We start from the raw sequence: 17,816 nt of genomic DNA, 5'->3' as shown, positions 1-17,816 counted from the left end.
ATCGATAACAGGCCACGCAGGAACACGGACGATGAGCCACCCCTCGCAATTCACCTTGCTGCGCACACGGCGCTTCCTGCCGTTCTTCATCACCCAGTTGCTGGGCGCTTTCAACGACAACATCTTCAAGCAATCGCTGATCCTGGCCATTCTCTACAAGCTCACCATCGACGGTGACCGTTCGATCTGGGTCAACCTCTGTGCGTTGTTGTTTATCCTGCCGTTCTTCCTGTTCTCGGCATTGGCCGGGCAGTTTGGCGAGAAATTCAACAAGGATGCGTTGATCCGCGCGATCAAGATCGGCGAAATCGTGATCATGGCCGTGGGCGCGACGGGCTTCCTGACCAACCACCTGGAGCTGATGCTGCTGGCGCTGTTTGCCATGGGCACCCATTCGGCGCTGTTCGGCCCGGTGAAGTACTCGATCATGCCCCAGGCGTTGCACGACGATGAGCTGGTCGGTGGTAACGGCCTGGTAGAGATGGGCACGTTCCTGGCGATCCTGGCCGGCACCATTGGCGCTGGCATCATGATGTCGTCCACCCATTACGCACCCGTGGTGTCAGTGGCGATTGTTGGCGTGGCGGTATTGGGTTACCTGGCCAGCCGCAGCATTCCACGGGCAGCGGCGTCGACCCCGCAGCTGCGGCTGAACTGGAATATCTTCAGTGAGTCCTGGGCCACCCTGCGCCTGGGCCTGGGGCAGACGCCCGCCGTTTCGCGCTCCATCGTCGGTAACTCGTGGTTCTGGTTTGTCGGCGCGATCTACTTGACGCAGATCCCGGCCTACGCCAAGGAGTGGTTATACGGCGACGAGACCGTGGTGACGCTGATTCTCACGGTGTTCTCGGTGGGTATCGCGCTGGGTTCGATGCTCTGCGAAAAGCTTTCCGGGCGTAAGGTCGAAATCGGCCTGGTACCGTTCGGTTCATTCGGCCTGACCGTGTTCGGCCTGTTGCTGTGGTGGCACTCCGGCGGTTTCCCTCAGAACGTCCAGGCCAACGACTGGCTGGCCGTGCTCAGTTACGGCCAGGCCTGGTGGGTGCTGTTCGATATCCTCGGCCTGGGCGTTTTCGGCGGCTTCTATATCGTGCCGCTGTATGCGCTGATCCAGTCGCGTACCGCCGAGAACGAGCGCGCGCGCGTGATCGCGGCCAACAACATTCTCAATGCGCTGTTCATGGTGGTCTCGGCCATCGTGTCGATTCTGCTGCTGAGCGTGGCCAAGCTGTCGATTCCCGAGTTGTTCCTGGTGGTGTCGCTGCTCAACATCGCGGTCAACACCTATATCTTCAAGATCGTCCCTGAATTCACCATGCGTTTCATGATTTGGCTGCTCAGCCATTCCATGTACCGCGTGGAGCATCGCAACCTGGAGGCGATACCGGATGAAGGCGCGGCGTTGCTGGTGTGCAACCATGTGTCGTTTGTCGATGCACTGTTGATTGGCGGCGCGGTGCGTCGGCCGATTCGCTTTGTGATGTACTACAAGATCTATCGCTTGCCGGTGCTCAACTTCATCTTCCGCACCGCTGGGGCGATCCCGATTGCGGGGCGCAACGAAGACATCCAGATCTACGAAAAAGCCTTCACGCGTATTGCGCAGTATCTGAAGGAAGGGGAGTTGGTGTGCATCTTCCCGGAGGGCAAGCTGACCGCCGATGGCGAGATGAACGAGTTCCGTGGCGGCGTGACGCGCATTCTGGAAGAGACGGCGGTGCCGGTGATTCCAATGGCGCTGCAAGGGTTGTGGGGAAGTTTCTTCAGCCGCGATCCGAACAAAGGGTTCTTGCATCGCATCTGGTCGAAGGTGGTGTTGGTGGCGGGTGAGCCGGTGACGGTAGAGGCCGCTACGCCTGCGCAGTTGCAGGAAAGGGTGGGGGTGTTGAGGGGCAGTGTCAGGTAGTTTTTTTACTGGCTTCAAGGCCCTCATCGCAGGCAAGCCCGCTCCCACTTCTGACTGTATCTATACATTCAAATGTGGGAACGGGCTTGTCGGGTCGCCGCATCGCCGCGATAGCGGCAGTGGCTCAGGTGCTGATCTTGAGGCCGATAAGCCCGCAAATGATCAACGCCACACTGGCCAAACGGAACAACGCCATGGACTCTCCAAACAGGATAATCCCCGCAATCACGGTGCCCACCGCACCCACGCCGGTCCAGATGGCGTAGGCGGTGCCCAGCGGCAGTTCTTTCATGGCCAGCCCCAGCAGGCCAAGGCTGATGGCCATGGCGACAATCGTCAGGGCGGTGGGAAGCGGCTTGCTGAAGCCGTCGGTGTACTTCAGGCCAACGGCCCAGCCGACTTCAAACAACCCTGCGAAAAACAAAATGACCCAGGACATGATGACCTCCTAACACTAGGTGGGGTCGTCCCCGGATTAGGCGCTTGAGAGCGTCGCGGGGTCGTCCCCGCGAAGCTCGGTAGAGTGCCGAAAAGTGCTCGGCTGATCAAGTTTGTGGCGTGTTCTCGAGGACGCGACGGTCTTCCTTTTCGCTCATGCGGCGGAAGTAAGTCGACAGCAATGCACCGGAAATGTTGTGCCAGACACTGAACAGCGCACTCGGTACCGCCGCCAGTGGCGAAAAGTGTGCACTGGCCAACGCGGCACCCAGCCCGGAGTTCTGCATGCCCACTTCCAGCGCCAGCGACTTGCGCTGCGCCAGCGGCAGCTTGAACACGCGACCGGTGAAGTAACCCAGCAGGTAGCCAAAGCTGTTGTGCAGCATCACCACGGCCATGATCAACAGGCCTGACTCGGCGATCTTCGCCTGGCTGGCGGCAACCACCGCCGCAACGATGATCACGATGCTCACCACCGACACCAGTGGCAGCACCTCGACCGCATGGCGAACCCGATCACCGAGCACGCGTTGCGCCAGTACGCCGAGCACGATCGGCAGCAGCACCACTTGCAGGATCGACCAGAACAACTCCATGAACGAAACTGGCAGCCAGGCCGAGGCCAGTAGCCAGATCAGCGCCGGGGTGAGCAGTGGGGCGAGGAGGGTGGTGACGGCGGCGATGGCCACCGACAACGCCAGGTCGCCTCGGGCCAGCCAGGTCATCACGTTGGACGAGGTGCCGCTTGGGCAGCAACCGACCAGGATCACGCCGACAGCGATTTCCGGGGGGAGATGGAAGGCCTGGCACAAAAGCCATGCCACGCCCGGCATGATCACAAAGTGCGCCACCACGCCCAACGCCACCCGCCATGGATGACGGGCGACTTCGGCGAAGTCATCGAGTTTGAGGGTCAGCCCCATGCCGAACATCACCAGGCCCAGCAACGGGACGATGGCGCTTTTTAGGCCGATGAACCAGCCGGGTTCGAGGAAGGCGACGACGGCAAAAATCAACACCCAGTAAGCGAAGGTGTTGCCGACGAAGCGGCTCAAGGCGGCGAGTGCGCGCATGGGGGTGTCCTTGTTATTAGAGAGGTGGTCGGATTGGAAACCGGATCCAAATGTGGGCGCGGGCTTGTGTGGGAGCTGGCTTGCTTGCGATAGCATCAACTCGGTTCAACTGAAGACCGAGGTGCCTGCATCGCGGGCAAGCCCGGCTCCCACACAAGCCCGCTCACACACTGACTGTGCCCACTTGGGAGCTGTGTTGCTTAGATACCCTGTGGGGTCTCTTCACCGCCGAGTGCTTCGACCAGCGCAGGGATGAAATCACCAAACGTCAGCATCATCAGGGTAAAGCTCGCATCCAGTTGGCCCAGGGCTTCTTCACCGCCGTCCTGTTCCGCCTGGTCTTGCAGCAGGTCTTCGAACTTCAGGCGCTTGACGGTCATCTTGTCGTCGAGCATGAAGGACAGCTTGTCCTGCCAGGCCAGGGACAGTTGGGTCACGACTTTGCCGGTGGTCAGGTGCAACTGGATTTCTTCGCCGGTCAGGTCCTGGCGCTTGCAGCGCACGATGCCACCGTCTTCGTGGGTGTCGCGCAGCTCGCATTCGTCGAGGACGAAGAAGTCATCGGCCGGCTTCTGGGTGGTGACCCAGTCGGTCATGATCGCTGTCGGTGCGGTCTTCACGGTGAGTGGGCGAACCGGCAGGGTGCCGATCACTTCACGCAGGGTCGACAGCAGGTCTTCGGCGCGTTTCGGGCTGGCGGAGTTGACCAGGATCAGGCCCTGCTTCGGCGCGATGGCGGCGAAGGTCGACGAACGACGGATAAAGGCGCGTGGCAGGAAGGCCTGGATGATTTCATCCTTGATCTGGTCGCGTTCTTTCTTATAGACCTTGCGCATTTGCTCGGCCTCGATCTCTTCGACTTTCTCCTTGAGCGCGTCACGTACCACGCTGCCCGGCAGGATGCGTTCTTCCTTGCGCGCGGCGATCAGCAGGAAGTCACCGCTGACGTGAACCAGGGGAGCGTCTTCACCTTTACCGAAGGGGGCGACGAAACCGTACGTGGTCAACTCCTGGCTGGCACAAGGGCGCGCCAGTTTGGTGGCCATGGCCGCTTCCAACGCCTCGGCATCAACAGGCAGATCTTGGGTCAGGCGATAGATAAGCAGGTTCTTGAACCACATGGGGTGAGTCTCTCCTCTATACAAAGGGGGGCATTATTCTCTTGATAACGTCTCAGGCCAACCCTGCCTAAGCCATTGGAAGCTATCAAAAAAAAGATTTAAGAAAGTGCTTGCCAGACCCAGGGTCGCTCCGTAGAATGCGCGCCACACCGAAACGAAGGGTGATTAGCTCAGCTGGGAGAGCATCTGCCTTACAAGCAGAGGGTCGGCGGTTCGATCCCGTCATCACCCACCATTCGCTTCAAGTGTTACGCGCAGCGGTAGTTCAGTCGGTTAGAATACCGGCCTGTCACGCCGGGGGTCGCGGGTTCGAGTCCCGTCCGCTGCGCCATATTCGGTAACCTGGAACGCTGAACGCCAGGTCACCACAAGAAGCCCGCTCATTGAGCGGGCTTTTTGCTGTCTGGGCTTTGCACAAGCCGAAAAAACGCCGCCGATCATTTCCGATGATCGGCGGCGTTTTTTATTGGGAATCTAGAAATCCCAGCGAGTGGTCACCATGAAGTTGCGCGGCTCGCCGTAAGCGGCGGAGTTATAGAAGCCGATGTTGGTGTAGTAGTGCTTGTCGAACAGGTTGTTGACGTTCAGCGTGGCCGACAGGTTCTGGGTGACCTGATACTTGGTCATCAGGTCCACCAGCCAATAGGCGTCCTGGGAGAACTCTTCGTATTGCTTGCGCGGGTTGTTGTAGATGTCCTGCCAGCCCACGCTCTGCCAGCGCACACCACCGCCGACGGTCAACTTGTCCAGGTTGCCCTTGAGTGTGTAGGTAGTGAACAGCTTGACCTGGTCTTCAGGTTCGAAGGTGGAGATCTTCTCGTCCTTGTCGTCGCGCACCACCTTGTGGGTGTAGCCGGCCTGGAGTTGCCAGCCAGGCGCGATCTCGCCGGACATTTCCAGCTCGTAACCCTTGGTGACGGCCTTGCTGCTCTTGTAGGCGTAGTTGTTCGGGATGGGCGTCTGGTTGTTGTACTCGTCATCCGACAGTGCGCGATTGGATTCATGGATTTCGAAGTAGGCTGCGCTCGCGTTGACCCGACCGTCGAGGAAGTCGGCTTTCAGGCCCAGCTCCCAGTTCTGGCCTTCATCCGGCTCAAGCAGCTTGTTGTCGCGGTCGCGGTTGTAATTCTCCTGCGGCATGAAGATGTCGGTGTAGCTGGCGTACACCGAGTACGTGTCGTTGAGGTCGTACACGGCACCGATGTAAGGGACGAAACGCCCGGACTCACGGTAGTTGGGGTTGTAGCCCGTCACCTGGTAGTTGACCACGCGCCCACCCAGCAGCAGCTTGAGGTCGTCGGCGAGGTTCAGGCGCGTGGTCACATAGGCGCCTGTCTGGCGCACGGTGTCATCGGTCAGCGATTGCGCCTGGCCCCAGTCGGGTATCGCGGCGTGGCCGCGCCAGTTGTTGAAGTCGACGATATTCGGGGAGAGGTTCCAATAGCCTTTGCCTTTCCATTCCGAGGCGCTGATGGAGCCGCCCATCACCAGTTCATGTTCGCGACCGCCCAGGCTGAATGGGCCGCTCACGTACAGGTCGGCGGAATCGCTGACGGTTTCCCCGGTGTACTTGCCGGAGGTGAGTTGCGCGGTGCCGTCCGGTTGCGGCTGGTCGCCCTGGATCGAGCCCATCAAGGCGTGGTAGCCGTTGATTTTGTGATCCAGTTGCAGCTTGGTTACCCAGCCATTGCCCAGGTCGTGTTCGAGCATGGCAAATACGGTGCGGGTGTATTGCTCCCAACTGCTCCAGTCGGCGGCGTTGTTGAATGAGCGCTTGACGCTATTGCTGTCGCCTCGGGCGTTGATCAGCGGGAAACTGCCCGACCATGAAGAGCCTTTTGGCAAGGTGTCCTGATAGTCGCCGCCTACGGTCAGCAGGGTATCGGGTGACAGGTCGAACTCCATGATGCCGTAGTAGGTCGGGCTCTGGCGCGAGTAGTGATCCATGAAGGAATGCTTGTCCTGGTAGGCCGCCACGGCCCGGCCACGGACGTTGCCGCTTTCGGTCATCGGGCCGCTGACATCCAGCTCGCTGCGGTAGTTGTCCCAAGAGCCGGCACCGAGGGTCGCGTGCCCCTGGAAGTCTGCGGTGGGCTTCTTGCGCACCAGGTTGATCGTCGCGCCCAACGAGCCGGCACCGGTGAGCAGGCCAGTGGCACCCTTGAGCACTTCGACACGGTCGTAGATCGCCATGTCGCTCAGGGTGTTGCCCGCCGAATAGGCGACGTTGCGCGCCGTGGACGGGATGCCGTCGTACTGGAAGTTGTTGATGGAAAAGCCCCGGGCATAGTAGTTGGTACGCTCGGTGTCGAAGGCTGAAACGGTGATGCCGGGTGTGTGGCGCATCACGTCGTCGACGTTGTTCAGGCCGAAATCATCCATGTGCTGGCGGGTGACCACCGAGACTGACTGCGGGGTTTCCTTGGGCGTCAGCACCAGCCGGGTCGAGGTCGCGATTGTGCCGGGCGTATAGGAGCCGGTGCCTTCGGTGACGTTACCGAGCTGGTTACCGCTGACCTGGGTCGGGCTTAGCTCCATGGTGCCGTCGCCGGTGGTGGGGGCAGGTTGCAGCGCATAGACCTGATCGCCTTTTACCGCGCGGTAGCCGCTGCCCTGCAGCAAGCTGTCGAAACCGTCCTGGAGTGTGTAGGTGCCTTTCAAACCTCGTGCTTTGCGGCCTTCCAGTTCCCGGGACTGGAACACGATGGCCACGCCTGCCTGTTGGGCAAAGCGGTTGAGCGAACTGCCCAGCGGCCCGGCTGGAATGTCGTAGGTCCGGGTGGTGTTGCTGGTGGCGTCTGCCAGGGCCAGGCTGATGTGCAATGGGGTGGCGGTGAGCAGCGCCAGGGACAGCGGCGCGCTTTTCAGTAGCCGAAAGCGTCCGCGCGGGTAGGCAGGGGTGTGCATGGTGAAGGCAGTCCTTTATGTGTCGAATTACCTTCCTTGACGGGCAGCCTCGAAAAAACCGGAAGCAAATGCGAATAATTATTTATTGGGCCGTGGCTCGGGGCTTACCACGATCAGCCATGGGGTAAAGGCCTGCAGGTGGATCGGTAGCGTTTGCGCCAGTAGTTGCAAGGCATGGTCGCTGTTGTCCAGCGGGATGACGGCAGACACTCGCAGGTCTTGCAGCGCGCGCCGATCAAATTGCACGCGGCCGGCGCGATGCCGGGCGATTTCGTCCAGCACTTCGGGTAACGGCCGGTTCTCCACCACCAACTGATGGCGGCGCCACGCCTCGTTGATACTGCTCGGGTCGACAGTGCCGGTCAGGCGTACGTCATCCGAGCGCATCCTGGCCTGCGAGCCTGCGTCGACTTCCAGCGTTTGCTCGCCGTTGGCGCTGTGGGCGGCCACGCGGGACTCGAGCATGCTCAGCACCGTGACATCACCGTCACGCTTGACCACAAACCGTGTGCCCAGTGCACGCAGCGTGCCTTGAGGCGTCTGCACGACAAACGGCCGCGTGCGGTCGTGGGCCACCTCCACCAGGATTTCGCCTTGCAGCAGTTCGATGCGGCGCTGCTTGCCATCGAAATGCAGGTTTGCCGCGCTGATACCGTTGAAGGTCAGCGTTGAGCCATCCGCCAGTTGCAGGGTTTGCCATTGGCCCGGGCCGTTGCGCACGTCGGCCATCCACTGTGGCGGGTAAGGGCTGGCCAGCCATGCCGTTGCAGGAATTGCCAGGCTGCACGCCAATACCAGTGCGCGCACGGCGTTCTTGCCGCGACGGTTTTTGGGCCGCGCAAACGCGGCGCTCAATGCCGCCCGTGCCGGGGCTTTTTTGCCACGCAAGGCCTGCAGGCTGGAAATGACCGCTTCCATTCGGGCGGCAGCCGCGGCGTGATGCGGGCCTTGCTGTTTCCAGCACTCGAACGCCCGTCGCTGGGCCTCGTTCAGTTCGCCGTCGTGCAGGCGCAGCAGCCATTCGGCGGCTTGTTCTTCGATCTGCTGGTGGGTGTCCGGCATGCTCAGTCAAGTGTCCATACTGTGGCCGCAGTGCATGAGCGCCTGGATCAGGTATTTGCGCACGGTGCGTTCCGACAGGTTGAGTTGCCGGGCGATTTGCTGTTGGGTCATTTCTTCGAGGTAATACAGTACGAAGGCCTGGCGTGAATACTCGTGCATGCCTTCCAGGATAAACGCGATCTGTTCGAGGGCCTCGAGGGTGGTGTGGATCTGCTCCGGGGACTCAAACCCCTCGAGTGCGTCAACCGTGAGGGCCAATGCCTGCAGGTAAGCCTGTTCTATCTGCTTGCGCCGCGCTTGGTCGATGAGCAGGCGCCTGGCCGTGGTGCTCAAATACGCTCGGGGTTCGCGGATGCCGGCGACGGATTCGCGCGCATTCAGGATGCGTGCAAACGTATCCTGCGCCAGGTCGGCAGCATTGTGTCGGCAGCCCAGTTTGCGTCGCAGCCAGGTGAGCAGCCAGCCATGATGCTCGCTGTAGAGCTGGGTAATTTCCCGTTGAAATAGCGGTTCACCCACAGGCATAGGCGTGGCTCAGGCGTTATTGAGAATGGTTTTTAATTGTGCGGCCAAGCCGATGGTAAACGCAATAGACTCGCGTTTAAGGGGGCAGGAGCCCGTTTTTATGGGGGTTTACCTATGACGAGAAAATATTTCAAATAAATTGCATTTAAATCAAGACATTGCGGATTTTTGGTGTATGATGCCGCCCACACCGAAAGTGAAGGGTGATTAGCTCAGCTGGGAGAGCATCTGCCTTACAAGCAGAGGGTCGGCGGTTCGATCCCGTCATCACCCACCATTCGCTTCAAGTGTTACGCGCAGCGGTAGTTCAGTCGGTTAGAATACCGGCCTGTCACGCCGGGGGTCGCGGGTTCGAGTCCCGTCCGCTGCGCCATATTCGGTAACCTGGAACGCTGAACGCCAGGTCACCACAGGAAGCCCGCTCATTGAGCGGGCTTTTTTTCGTCCGCGATTTATCCTCCCGGTGCCTTGCCGTTGTGCACTGCATGTTCGTCCTGAACTGTGCTGGTGCGCCATGACGTGAGGGAATACCCCCATGCAGATTGGTTGATTGCGCCCTCGGCCGCTTAAACGGTTATCTATAGCCACGCGAAGACTTCCAGGCGAGTGACTGGCAGCAGGATGCTGCCGTACCCGCTCATTCACATAAAAATAGTCTGCAAGGGGAATGGCTCTAGATGAAATATCCACTGCGTCCGTTGGTGTTCTGGCCAACTTTCCTGATCCTGCTGGCGGCGGTGATTGTCAGCTACATCGACCTGAATGCATTCCTTGCAGTCAGCAAACAACTGAACAACCTGATCCTGAAAAACTTCTCATGGCTGTTCAGCGCTGGCTCGTTTGCCATGGTGGTACTGACCGCCATCGTCTACTTCTCTGCGCTGGGCAAGGTGCGCATAGGCGGTGAAGACGCCAAGCCGTTGCTGAGCAAATGGCGTTGGTTCATGGTGGCGCTGTGCACCACGCTGGCGGTGGGTGTGCTGTTCTGGACCACGGCTGAACCGCTCTATCACCTGTACGGCCCACCCACCAGCCAGCCCATCCAGGCGGGCAGTTCGGCGGCCAAGAGCTTTGCCATGTCGACGATGTTCCTGCACTGGACCATCACCCCCTACGCCATCTACCTGGTGCCCTCGCTGGTGTTTGCGCTGGTGTTCTATAACCGTCGCAGCCACTTCTCCATCGGCGCCATGCTCGAGCCGCTATTGGGCGAGGCGCGCGTCAAGCGCTACGCGGGGCTGATCGATACCCTGGCGATGTTCGCCCTGGTGGCCGGCATGGCCTCGTCCCTGGGCACCGGCGCGCTGACCCTGGCCGGTGGCCTGGCCCAGTACATCGGTGGGGAAACCACGCCGTTCCGCCTGGCCATCATCATTGCAATCATCGTCATCACCTTTGTCGCGTCGGCCGCCAGCGGTCTGCAGAAAGGTATTGTGATGCTGTCATCGTTCAACACCTGGATCATGCTGGCCCTGGGGTTGTTCGTGCTGCTGTGCGGGCCGACCTTGTACATGTTCAGCCTCGGCGTCGAATCCCTTGGCGTGTACCTTGACACCTTCTTCAGCCGCAGCCTGTTCACCGGCGCTGCCAGCGGCGACACCTGGCCGCATAGCTGGACGGTGTTCTACTGGTCGGTGTGGTTTGCCTGGGCGCCCGTGAGTGCGCTGTTCCTCGGCAAGATCGGCCGTGGTTACACCGTGCGCGAATTCATCCATATCAACATGTTCTACCCGGCGTTGTTCACCGCGGTGTGGATCTGCATTTTCTCCGGCACCAGCCTGTACTTCGATGCGCTGGGTGATGGCAGCCTCAACCGTGTGCTGAACGAGCAGGGTGTGGAGCACGTGCTTTACCAGATGTTCCAGCAATTGCCGGCCAGTGGCCTGATGATCGCGTTCCTGCTGTTCGTGGCGTTCATCTCTTTCGTCACCGCGGCCGACTCCAGCACCGACGTGATTGCCAACCTGTGCAGCAAAGGCGTGACGGCTGATTCCGACCTCGACGGCAACCCGCTGCTGAAGATCATCTGGGGCCTGATCATCGGCTCGGTGTCGTGGGTGATGGTCGCGTTCGTGGGCATCGACGGCGTGAAGATGCTCTCCAACCTCGGTGGCTTGCCGGGAATGATCCTGGTGTTGCTGGCCAGTACCTCACTCATCTTTTGGCTGAAGAACCCGGCGCTGCTCACTGTGAAAACCGTCGGGCCGGCGACTGAGCCCGAGCCGAGTGGCGCCAGGCCCGTCGCGGAATTCGCCCGCTAGGCGCCACACCCTGTGTGTCTCCCCGCGCTCCCGTCCGGGCGCAGGGGAGCTGTTTGTTCGCAATGAACGTGTTTGGAGTTACCGATGGAAATCGTTACCGAGTTTGCCTACAAGGTCCGCGAAATCGAGCACTGCCTTATCCCCCTCAAAGACGGCACCCAACTGGCCGCCCGCATCTGGCTGCCGGAAGTTGCCGGCCTGCAGACCTTCCCGGCAATCCTGGAGTACCTGCCGTACCGCAAACGCGATGGCACGGCTGTGCGCGATGCGTTGACCCACCCGTGGATGGCGGGGCAGGGATATGTGTGCGTACGCGTCGATATGCGCGGCAACGGCGAATCCCAGGGGCTGATGGCCGATGAATACCTGCTGCAGGAACAGGAGGATGCCCTCGAGGTGATCGACTGGCTATGCCAGCAACCCTGGTGCGATGGCAACGTCGGCATGATGGGCATCTCCTGGGGCGGCTTCAATGGCCTGCAAGTGGCGGCACGCCAGCCCGAGGCGCTGAAGGCAATCATTACCCTGTGCTCCACCGATGACCGCTTTGCTGACGACATCCATTACAAAGGCGGCAACCTGCTGATGGAAAACTTCGGTTGGGCCGCCACCATGCTCAACTTCAGCGCTGCCGTGCCCGATCCCTTGTTGGTCGGCGATGACTGGAAAACCCTCTGGCACCAACGTCTGGACGCCATGCCGTTGCTTGCCGAAACGTGGCTGCAGCATCAGACCCGCGATGACTACTGGCGCCATGGCTCAGTGTGCGAGGACTACGCGCAGATCAAGGCCGCGGTCTATGCCGTGGGCGGGTGGGGCGATGCCTACCGCAATACCGTTTCGCGCCTGATGGAAAACCTGCCGGGGCCGAAGAAGGCCATGATCGGTCCATGGATCCACAAGTACCCGCATTTCGCTGTGCCTAATCCGGCCATCGGTTTTCTGCAAGAAGCCAAACGCTGGTGGGATCACTGGCTCAAGGGCATCGATAATGGGGTGATGGATGACGCCGCCTGTACTTTTTACCTACAGGATGTTCTGCCGCCAAAGGGCAGTTATGCCGAACGGCCGGGCATCTGGGTGCAGACGGCCGGCTGGCCGGATCCGCAGGTGCAATGGACTGATTTCAGCCTCGGCGAACACGGCCTCAATGCGGGCGCGGACCTTCTGGTCACGCCGCGCAGCATTTGCTCGCCGCTGAATACCGGGCTGCATCAGGGCGAATATTGCGCGATCTGGTTTGGCCCCGATGGCCCGACGGATCAGCGTCGCGATGATGCCCACTCGCTGTGCTTTGACTCTCAACCGTTGACCGAACCTCTGGCACTGCTGGGCGACGCGCGCCTCAAGCTGCGGGTGGCGAGTGACACATCCTGTGGTCAATTGGTCGCCCGGTTGAATGCAGTGGCTCCGGATGGGCAGGTCACGCAGATCAGCTATGGCGTGCTCAATCTCACGCTTCGAGAGGATGTTTCCTATGTAACACCTGTAGTCCCGGATGAGCCGATGGACGTGCAATTAAACCTCGACCATATTGGCATGCGCCTGCCCGCCGGCTACCGTTTGCGCCTGGCCCTGAGCACCGCGAGTTTCCCGCTGTTGTGGCCGAGCCGCGAGTTGACTACCCTGACCTTGCTGCCGACCCTGCAAAGCCTGCAACTGCCGGTGTTCAAGGGCGAAGCGGTGGCGTGTCCGTTCGAAGCGCCACAATCGGCGCCTCCGGCCAACCTGGAAGTACTGCGCGCCGCCGCGCCGAAACGCACCCTGGTCGAAGACGTGGGCAGCGGTGCCGTCTGCGTGAAGATCGAAGATGACCTGGGCGCGGTGCGTTTTACCGACCATGGCCTGTCGGTGGATCAGCGTTGCACCGAGCAATATCGCACCCTGCCCTGGGATCCGCTGTCGACGCGTGCTGATATCGAATGGCACTACCGAGTTGGCCGCGATCAGTGGGCGGTAGAGGTGGAGAGCCGCTTGAGCGTGCACGCCGATGCCGAGTGGTTCTACATCGACGCGGAGCAGACCGCCTGGGAAAACGGACAGCTGGAGCACCGCCGGCAATGGAGCAAACGCGTGGCGAGGGTCGCACTGTGAGCGGGCAAATGGCAGGATGCCTGCCAACGTGATCTCTGCGGGCCTGGGGAAACCTGGGCCCGTGACTGCCAATGGAACTGCCCATGTCGCGCCGAAACGTCGATCTTCCACCCCTCAACTGCCTGCAGACCTTCGAGGCGGCGGCCCGTCATTTGAGCTTCACCCAGGCGGCCCATGAACTGAACCTGACCCAGAGTGCCGTCAGCCGCCAGGTCAAGCGCCTCGAGGAAGACCTGGCGCGCCCACTGTTTTATCGGCTGGCCCAGGGCTTGAGCCTGACGCCCGCCGGTGTGCGTTACTTCCGTACCATCCAACGCCTGTTGCGCGAACTCGATCGCGAGTCCGCCGAGTTGCGCCGTCGCGGCGCCGATCGCCAGTTGACCCTGGCCAGCACCCCCACCATCAGTTCGATCTGGCTCGCCGGTCTGTTGCCACAGTTCCAGCGCGAACACCCGGATCTGGATATCCGTATCCTGTGCAGCGAAAGCCCCAGCCACCTGGACGTCAGCGAATATGACCTGGGCCTGTTCTATCACCTGGATGACCTGCCGGCACCACACGGCCTGGAGTTGTCGCCAGTGTTCGATAGCGAGCAGGTCATTACCGTATGCAGTCCCGGCTACGTCGAGCGTCACGGTCCGATTCGCGACCTGCAACACTTGTTGCACGCTCACACCTTGTTGATTGTCGAGGACCATTATCACGACTGGCTGACCTGGACCGACTGGTTCGCTGACGCCGGCGCCGACTACTACACCCCGCGTCATGCGCTGCGTACCAACAGTTATCAACTGCTGATGCAGTCGGCGGTGATGGGGCATGGTGTCGCGTTGGGCTGGAAGAGTCTGCTGGAGGACGACCTCGCGTCCGGCCGCCTGCAAATGGCCTTGCCCCACACCATGCATAGCCGCGGCCGCCTGCATTTGATGCAACCCCATCATCGCAACCCGCCCTTGGCGGTGCGCAGTTTTCGCCAATGGTTGCTCGCCCATGGCGGTCGCATGAACAGCCATGAGCCCGAGCCTACACACCCACCAGCCGGTAACCCACTTGCAGTTCGGTAATGAAATGCTGTGGCTGGGCAGGGTTCGCCTCGAGTTTTTGCCGTAAATGCGCCATGTGCACGCGCAGGTAATGCGCGCGGTCGACGTAATCCAGCCCCCAGACTTCCAGGAGTAACTGCCGGTGTGTCAGCACCCTGCTTTGGCCGCGAATCATGGCGCATAGCAAGCGGTATTCGATGGGCGTCAGGTGCACTGAGTGGCCTTGGCGTGACACTTCATGGGTCGCCAGGTCAACTTCGATTTCGCCGAATGCCACCTTGCTGGTGGCTACCACGTTACCGGTCTGTCCATGCCGGCGCAGTTGGGCACGGATGCGTGCGAGCAACTCGGGCACGCCGAAAGGTTTGGTCAGGTAGTCATCGGCACCTGCATCCAGGGCGGCGACTTTCTCTTCTTCGCGATCACGGGCCGACAGCACCACAATCGGCACCGACAGCCAGCCACGCAGTTCGCTGATCAGTTGTTTGCCGTCGCCATCCGGCAGGCCAAGGTCGACGATCACCACGTCAGGTTGGCGGCTCGCGGCGTGAATCAAGGCGCGTTTGACGCTGTCGGCCTCGAACACCTGAAAGCCTTCATCCTGCAAGGCGATCCCGACAAAGCGGCGAATATTGGCTTCGTCCTCGACAATCAAAATACGTGCAGTGCTCATAGGGGTTCCATGGAGGGCGGGCTACCCGCCGGTAGCGTGATGATGAAATGCATGCCGCTTTGGTGGCCGGGGCTGGTTTCAATATGGCCGCCGTGTGCCTCGACGATGCGTTTGGCCAGTGCCAGGCCCAGGCCGATGCCCGTGATGGACGACTCCTGCTGGCCGCGTGCAAAGGGTTCGAACAGATGGGTCGGCGCGTAGCCGGGGCCGGTATCGCTGACCTCCAGCACGATGCTGTCCGCCGTCTTGTCGGCGCTGACGGTAATGGCCGTGCCGGGCGGCGTGTACTTGGCCGCATTGTCCAGGAGGTTGACCAGCACCCGTTCGATCATCAGCGCGTCAACCTCCACCAGTGGCAAATGCGCACTCAGCCTGGTGTGCACGACGTGTCGCGCCAGCGGTTCACGCAACTGGCGCAGTGCGCTGCCGACGATCTCTTCCAGGGAGTGCCATTGGCGGTTCAGGCGCACGCCGCGCTCTTGCATGCGTGCCATGTCCAGCAGGTTTTCGATCAGGCGCTGCATCGACGTGGCTTGTTCGTGAATACCCTGCAGTAGCTCGGCCAATGGGCCGGGCGGGGCGTGGGGCAGGGCGGTGTCGGCGGCGCCGATCAGGGTGGTCAGCGGTGTACGCAGGTCGTGGGAAATGGCGGCCAGCAGGGTGTTGCGCATTTTTTCACCCTCCATCTGCACCAGGGTGCTCTGAGCGACTTCGACGAAGTGCACCCGCTCCAGAGCGATCGCCAATTGGCTCATGCACGCCTCCAGCAGGCGGCGCTCCTGCGGATCGTTAAGGCGCTCGCTCTGGGCGAGTTCCAGCACCAGCACGCCACGTACACGCATCGGTGCTTTCAGCGGCAAGTAGCAGCCCTGGGCTGCCGACAGCGTGTCGGTGCCGTGACCGGCGGCCTGGCCATGGTCGTAGGTCCATTGGGCGATACTGTCGTCAATCGGCAGCCCGCCTCCGGCGACACTGTGCACGCCATCGGCGGCGTCTGGCAGTGCCAGGCCGACACGCGCCTCGAAAACGCCGCTGAAGGTGCGCAATGCCACTTCGCTGATTTGCTCCACCGTCAGCGCCGCCGACAGGTCGCGGGCCAGGCGGGCCAACGAAGTCGCCCGGCGTTCCCGAGCAGCGGCGGTTCGGGCCTCATGGCGCAGGCGGGCGGTGAGTTGCCCGGTGATCAGGGCGATGCCGAGCATCAGTGCAAAGGTGAAGAAATATTGCGTGTCGTTGACGGTGAACGAGTAGCGCGGCTGCACGAAAAAAAAGTCGAAACACAGCACCGCAAGCATGGCGGCCCACACGCCGGGGCCGCGTCCGTAGCGCAAGGCCACCAGCACGACAGTCAGCAAAAACACCATGACCACGTTGGCCAAGTCGAACACCTGGAGCAGCAGCGCAGCGATGGCGCTGGCAGCGAAACAGGCGAGGCTGGCCCAGAGGTAGGCCAGCCGTGTACCGGGTTGCGGTGCGGGTTTTTCGATCACAGGCGGTTTGCCCGGCAGTACCCCGTGGGCAATCACGATCTGGTCGATTTGCGGATGATGTCGGCTGATCCGATCACTGACCGATTGGTGCCACAGCCGCCACGCCTGGCGCGGGTGATGGCCCAGTACCAGGCGATTGGCGTTGTGCTCGCGGGCACAGGCGGCCAGGGCTTCGGCCACGTCCATGCCCGGCAGCGTCGCAGTGTCGGCACCGAACTCACTGGCCAGGGCCAGGGTTTTCATGGCGGTCAGGTAACGCTTGGCGCCGTGCCCTTGCTGCGTGGCCACATGCACCACGATCCAGTCGGCTTCGAGTTTTTGGGCCAGGCGCGCGGCTTCCCGCACCAGTCGCTCATCGCCGCTGTCGCCGGCTACGCCCACCAGCAAACGCTCGCGGGCCGGCCACAGCGTATTGATCGAGCGTTCGCGGCGGTAGGTGCGCATCTGCATGTCGACGCGGTCGGCGGTGCGTCGCAAGGCCAGCTCGCGCAAGGCCAGCAAGTTGCCCTTGCGGAAGAAGTGCCGCGACGCGCGCGCCGCCGCAGGGCCCAGGTACACCTTGCCATCCTTGAGGCGTTGCAGCAGATCATCGGGGGGCAGGTCGATCACCACCACTTCGTGGGCGTTGTCGAACACGTGATCCGGTACGGTTTCACGCACGCGAATTCCGATGATCCCACTGACCAAGTCATTCAAGCTTTCAAGGTGCTGGACATTGAGCGTGGTCCACACGTCGATGCCAGCGCCCAGCAATTCTTCGACATCCTGCCAGCGTTTGGGGTGGCGTGAACCAGGGGCATTGCTGTGGGCGAGTTCGTCGACCAGCACGACAGCGGGATGCCTGTGCAGTGCGGCGTCGAGGTCGAACTCTTCGAGTGGGAACTCGCGGTGCAAGAGGGCGGCGCGGGGCAATTGCTCCAGGCCATGGAGTAGATCAGCCGTCTCCGCGCGGCCATGGGTTTCTACCACGCCCGCCAGTACGTCGCGGCCCTGCGTGACTGCACGTTGCGCCGCCGCGAGCATGGCGCAGGTCTTGCCCACGCCTGCGTTGGAGCCAAAGTAGATACGCAGTTTGCCGCGCAAGGCGGCCTGTTCTTCCTGCTGGACCCAGGCGAGCAGGGCGTCGGGGTCGGGGCGTTCGTCGGGTGGGACGTCGAGTCTTTTGATAATTGCCATAAACCTGCCTGTATGTCGAAGCCGTTCAAAGTCCTTTTAGGCATCAG

12 protein-coding genes and 4 tRNA genes are annotated in these 17,816 nt (G+C 61.3%); 8 read left to right on the top strand and 8 right to left on the bottom strand.

Translation table 11 applies throughout. The annotated features are described in order from the left end of the window. Window positions 1-31 precede the first annotated feature (31 nt). Entirely contained in the window at window positions 32-1,906 is a 1,875-nt protein-coding gene (locus CQ002_RS17275; RefSeq protein WP_034103025.1) for an MFS transporter, read from the top strand. A 124-nt stretch (window positions 1,907-2,030) separates the two neighbouring features. Here the strand turns inward: CQ002_RS17275 and sugE are convergent, their stop codons facing one another. The 3 genes from sugE to rdgC form a co-directional block, all read right to left on the bottom strand. Beyond that, complete coding sequence (sugE, locus tag CQ002_RS17270) at window positions 2,031-2,345, bottom strand: quaternary ammonium compound efflux SMR transporter SugE (protein WP_034103027.1); 315 nt, start codon at window positions 2,343-2,345, stop codon at window positions 2,031-2,033. Between the two features lie 106 nt (window positions 2,346-2,451). Next, complete coding sequence (locus tag CQ002_RS17265; RefSeq protein ID WP_034103029.1) at window positions 2,452-3,417, bottom strand: bile acid:sodium symporter family protein; 966 nt, start codon at window positions 3,415-3,417, stop codon at window positions 2,452-2,454. Between the two features lie 200 nt (window positions 3,418-3,617). Beyond that, window positions 3,618-4,538: a recombination-associated protein RdgC gene (rdgC, locus tag CQ002_RS17260; RefSeq protein WP_034103031.1), complete on the bottom strand. Its 921-nt coding sequence runs from the start codon at window positions 4,536-4,538 to the stop codon at window positions 3,618-3,620. Window positions 4,539-4,697: 159 nt separating this feature from the next. On the opposite strand from rdgC, the gene CQ002_RS17255 reads away from it, so the two are divergent. Then, window positions 4,698-4,773, top strand: a tRNA-Val gene (locus tag CQ002_RS17255). 19 nt (window positions 4,774-4,792) lie between these two features. After that, a tRNA-Asp gene (locus CQ002_RS17250) sits at window positions 4,793-4,869 on the top strand. Window positions 4,870-5,012: 143 nt separating this feature from the next. Here CQ002_RS17250 and CQ002_RS17245 read toward each other — a convergent pair. The 3 genes from CQ002_RS17245 to CQ002_RS17235 all read right to left on the bottom strand — a co-directional run bounded on the left by CQ002_RS17245 (window position 5,013) and on the right by CQ002_RS17235 (window position 9,032). Then, window positions 5,013-7,445, bottom strand: coding sequence for a TonB-dependent siderophore receptor (locus tag CQ002_RS17245; protein WP_105161912.1), 2,433 nt, complete (start codon window positions 7,443-7,445; stop codon window positions 5,013-5,015). Between the two features lie 78 nt (window positions 7,446-7,523). Continuing rightward, on the bottom strand, window positions 7,524-8,507 hold the full coding sequence (locus CQ002_RS17240) for a FecR family protein (RefSeq protein ID WP_069022667.1): 984 nt from the start codon (window positions 8,505-8,507) through the stop codon (window positions 7,524-7,526). A 6-nt stretch (window positions 8,508-8,513) separates the two neighbouring features. Continuing rightward, the gene (locus tag CQ002_RS17235; protein ID WP_105161913.1) at window positions 8,514-9,032 is read right to left on the bottom strand and encodes a sigma-70 family RNA polymerase sigma factor; all 519 of its coding nucleotides are present in this window, start codon (window positions 9,030-9,032) and stop codon (window positions 8,514-8,516) included. A gap of 201 nt (window positions 9,033-9,233) precedes the next feature. Between CQ002_RS17235 and CQ002_RS17230 the strand changes: the two genes are divergently transcribed. The 5 genes from CQ002_RS17230 to CQ002_RS17210 all read left to right on the top strand — a co-directional run bounded on the left by CQ002_RS17230 (window position 9,234) and on the right by CQ002_RS17210 (window position 14,451). Beyond that, window positions 9,234-9,309: transfer RNA gene (locus CQ002_RS17230), tRNA-Val, on the top strand. A 19-nt stretch (window positions 9,310-9,328) separates the two neighbouring features. Beyond that, a tRNA-Asp gene (locus CQ002_RS17225) sits at window positions 9,329-9,405 on the top strand. Between the two features lie 304 nt (window positions 9,406-9,709). Next, window positions 9,710-11,293, top strand: a complete 1,584-nt coding sequence (locus CQ002_RS17220) for a BCCT family transporter (RefSeq protein ID WP_105161914.1) — start codon at window positions 9,710-9,712, stop codon at window positions 11,291-11,293. Between the two features lie 84 nt (window positions 11,294-11,377). Beyond that, entirely contained in the window at window positions 11,378-13,387 is a 2,010-nt protein-coding gene (locus CQ002_RS17215) for a CocE/NonD family hydrolase (protein ID WP_105161915.1), read from the top strand. Window positions 13,388-13,470: 83 nt separating this feature from the next. Next, entirely contained in the window at window positions 13,471-14,451 is a 981-nt protein-coding gene (locus CQ002_RS17210; protein WP_052211072.1) for a LysR substrate-binding domain-containing protein, read from the top strand. Here CQ002_RS17210 and CQ002_RS17205 read toward each other — a convergent pair. Beyond that, window positions 14,411-15,103, bottom strand: coding sequence for a response regulator (locus tag CQ002_RS17205; RefSeq protein WP_034103043.1), 693 nt, complete (start codon window positions 15,101-15,103; stop codon window positions 14,411-14,413). The genes CQ002_RS17210 and CQ002_RS17205 overlap by 41 nt on opposite strands. Continuing rightward, a complete protein-coding gene (locus tag CQ002_RS17200; protein WP_105161916.1) occupies window positions 15,100-17,769 on the bottom strand; it encodes a sensor histidine kinase KdpD in 2,670 nt (889 codons plus the stop codon). The genes CQ002_RS17205 and CQ002_RS17200 overlap by 4 nt, the downstream gene beginning before the upstream one ends. Between the last annotated feature and the right edge of the window lie 47 nt (window positions 17,770-17,816).

The sequence above is a fragment of the Pseudomonas sp. MYb13 genome (assembly GCF_002980075.1).
GTDB classification, from domain to species: Bacteria; Pseudomonadota; Gammaproteobacteria; order Pseudomonadales; family Pseudomonadaceae; genus Aquipseudomonas; species Aquipseudomonas lurida.
This window is presented reverse-complemented; position numbering and strand designations above follow the sequence as displayed.

What these genes read in the sequence shown, in the direction of transcription:
- CQ002_RS17265 (WP_034103029.1), bottom strand. Translation starts at nt 3,417, where the DNA reads ATGCGCGCACTCGCCGCCTTGAGCCGCTTCGTCGGCAACACCTTCGCT.
- CQ002_RS17210 (WP_052211072.1), top strand. Translation starts at nt 13,471, where the DNA reads ATGTCGCGCCGAAACGTCGATCTTCCACCCCTCAACTGCCTGCAGACC.
- CQ002_RS17240 (WP_069022667.1), bottom strand. Translation starts at nt 8,507, where the DNA reads ATGCCGGACACCCACCAGCAGATCGAAGAACAAGCCGCCGAATGGCTG.
- sugE (WP_034103027.1), bottom strand. Translation starts at nt 2,345, where the DNA reads ATGTCCTGGGTCATTTTGTTTTTCGCAGGGTTGTTTGAAGTCGGCTGG.
- CQ002_RS17220 (WP_105161914.1), top strand. Translation starts at nt 9,710, where the DNA reads ATGAAATATCCACTGCGTCCGTTGGTGTTCTGGCCAACTTTCCTGATC.
- rdgC (WP_034103031.1), bottom strand. Translation starts at nt 4,538, where the DNA reads ATGTGGTTCAAGAACCTGCTTATCTATCGCCTGACCCAAGATCTGCCT.
- CQ002_RS17245 (WP_105161912.1), bottom strand. Translation starts at nt 7,445, where the DNA reads ATGCACACCCCTGCCTACCCGCGCGGACGCTTTCGGCTACTGAAAAGC.
- CQ002_RS17235 (WP_105161913.1), bottom strand. Translation starts at nt 9,032, where the DNA reads ATGCCTGTGGGTGAACCGCTATTTCAACGGGAAATTACCCAGCTCTAC.
- CQ002_RS17205 (WP_034103043.1), bottom strand. Translation starts at nt 15,103, where the DNA reads ATGAGCACTGCACGTATTTTGATTGTCGAGGACGAAGCCAATATTCGC.
- CQ002_RS17215 (WP_105161915.1), top strand. Translation starts at nt 11,378, where the DNA reads ATGGAAATCGTTACCGAGTTTGCCTACAAGGTCCGCGAAATCGAGCAC.
- CQ002_RS17275 (WP_034103025.1), top strand. Translation starts at nt 32, where the DNA reads ATGAGCCACCCCTCGCAATTCACCTTGCTGCGCACACGGCGCTTCCTG.
- CQ002_RS17200 (WP_105161916.1), bottom strand. Translation starts at nt 17,769, where the DNA reads ATGGCAATTATCAAAAGACTCGACGTCCCACCCGACGAACGCCCCGAC.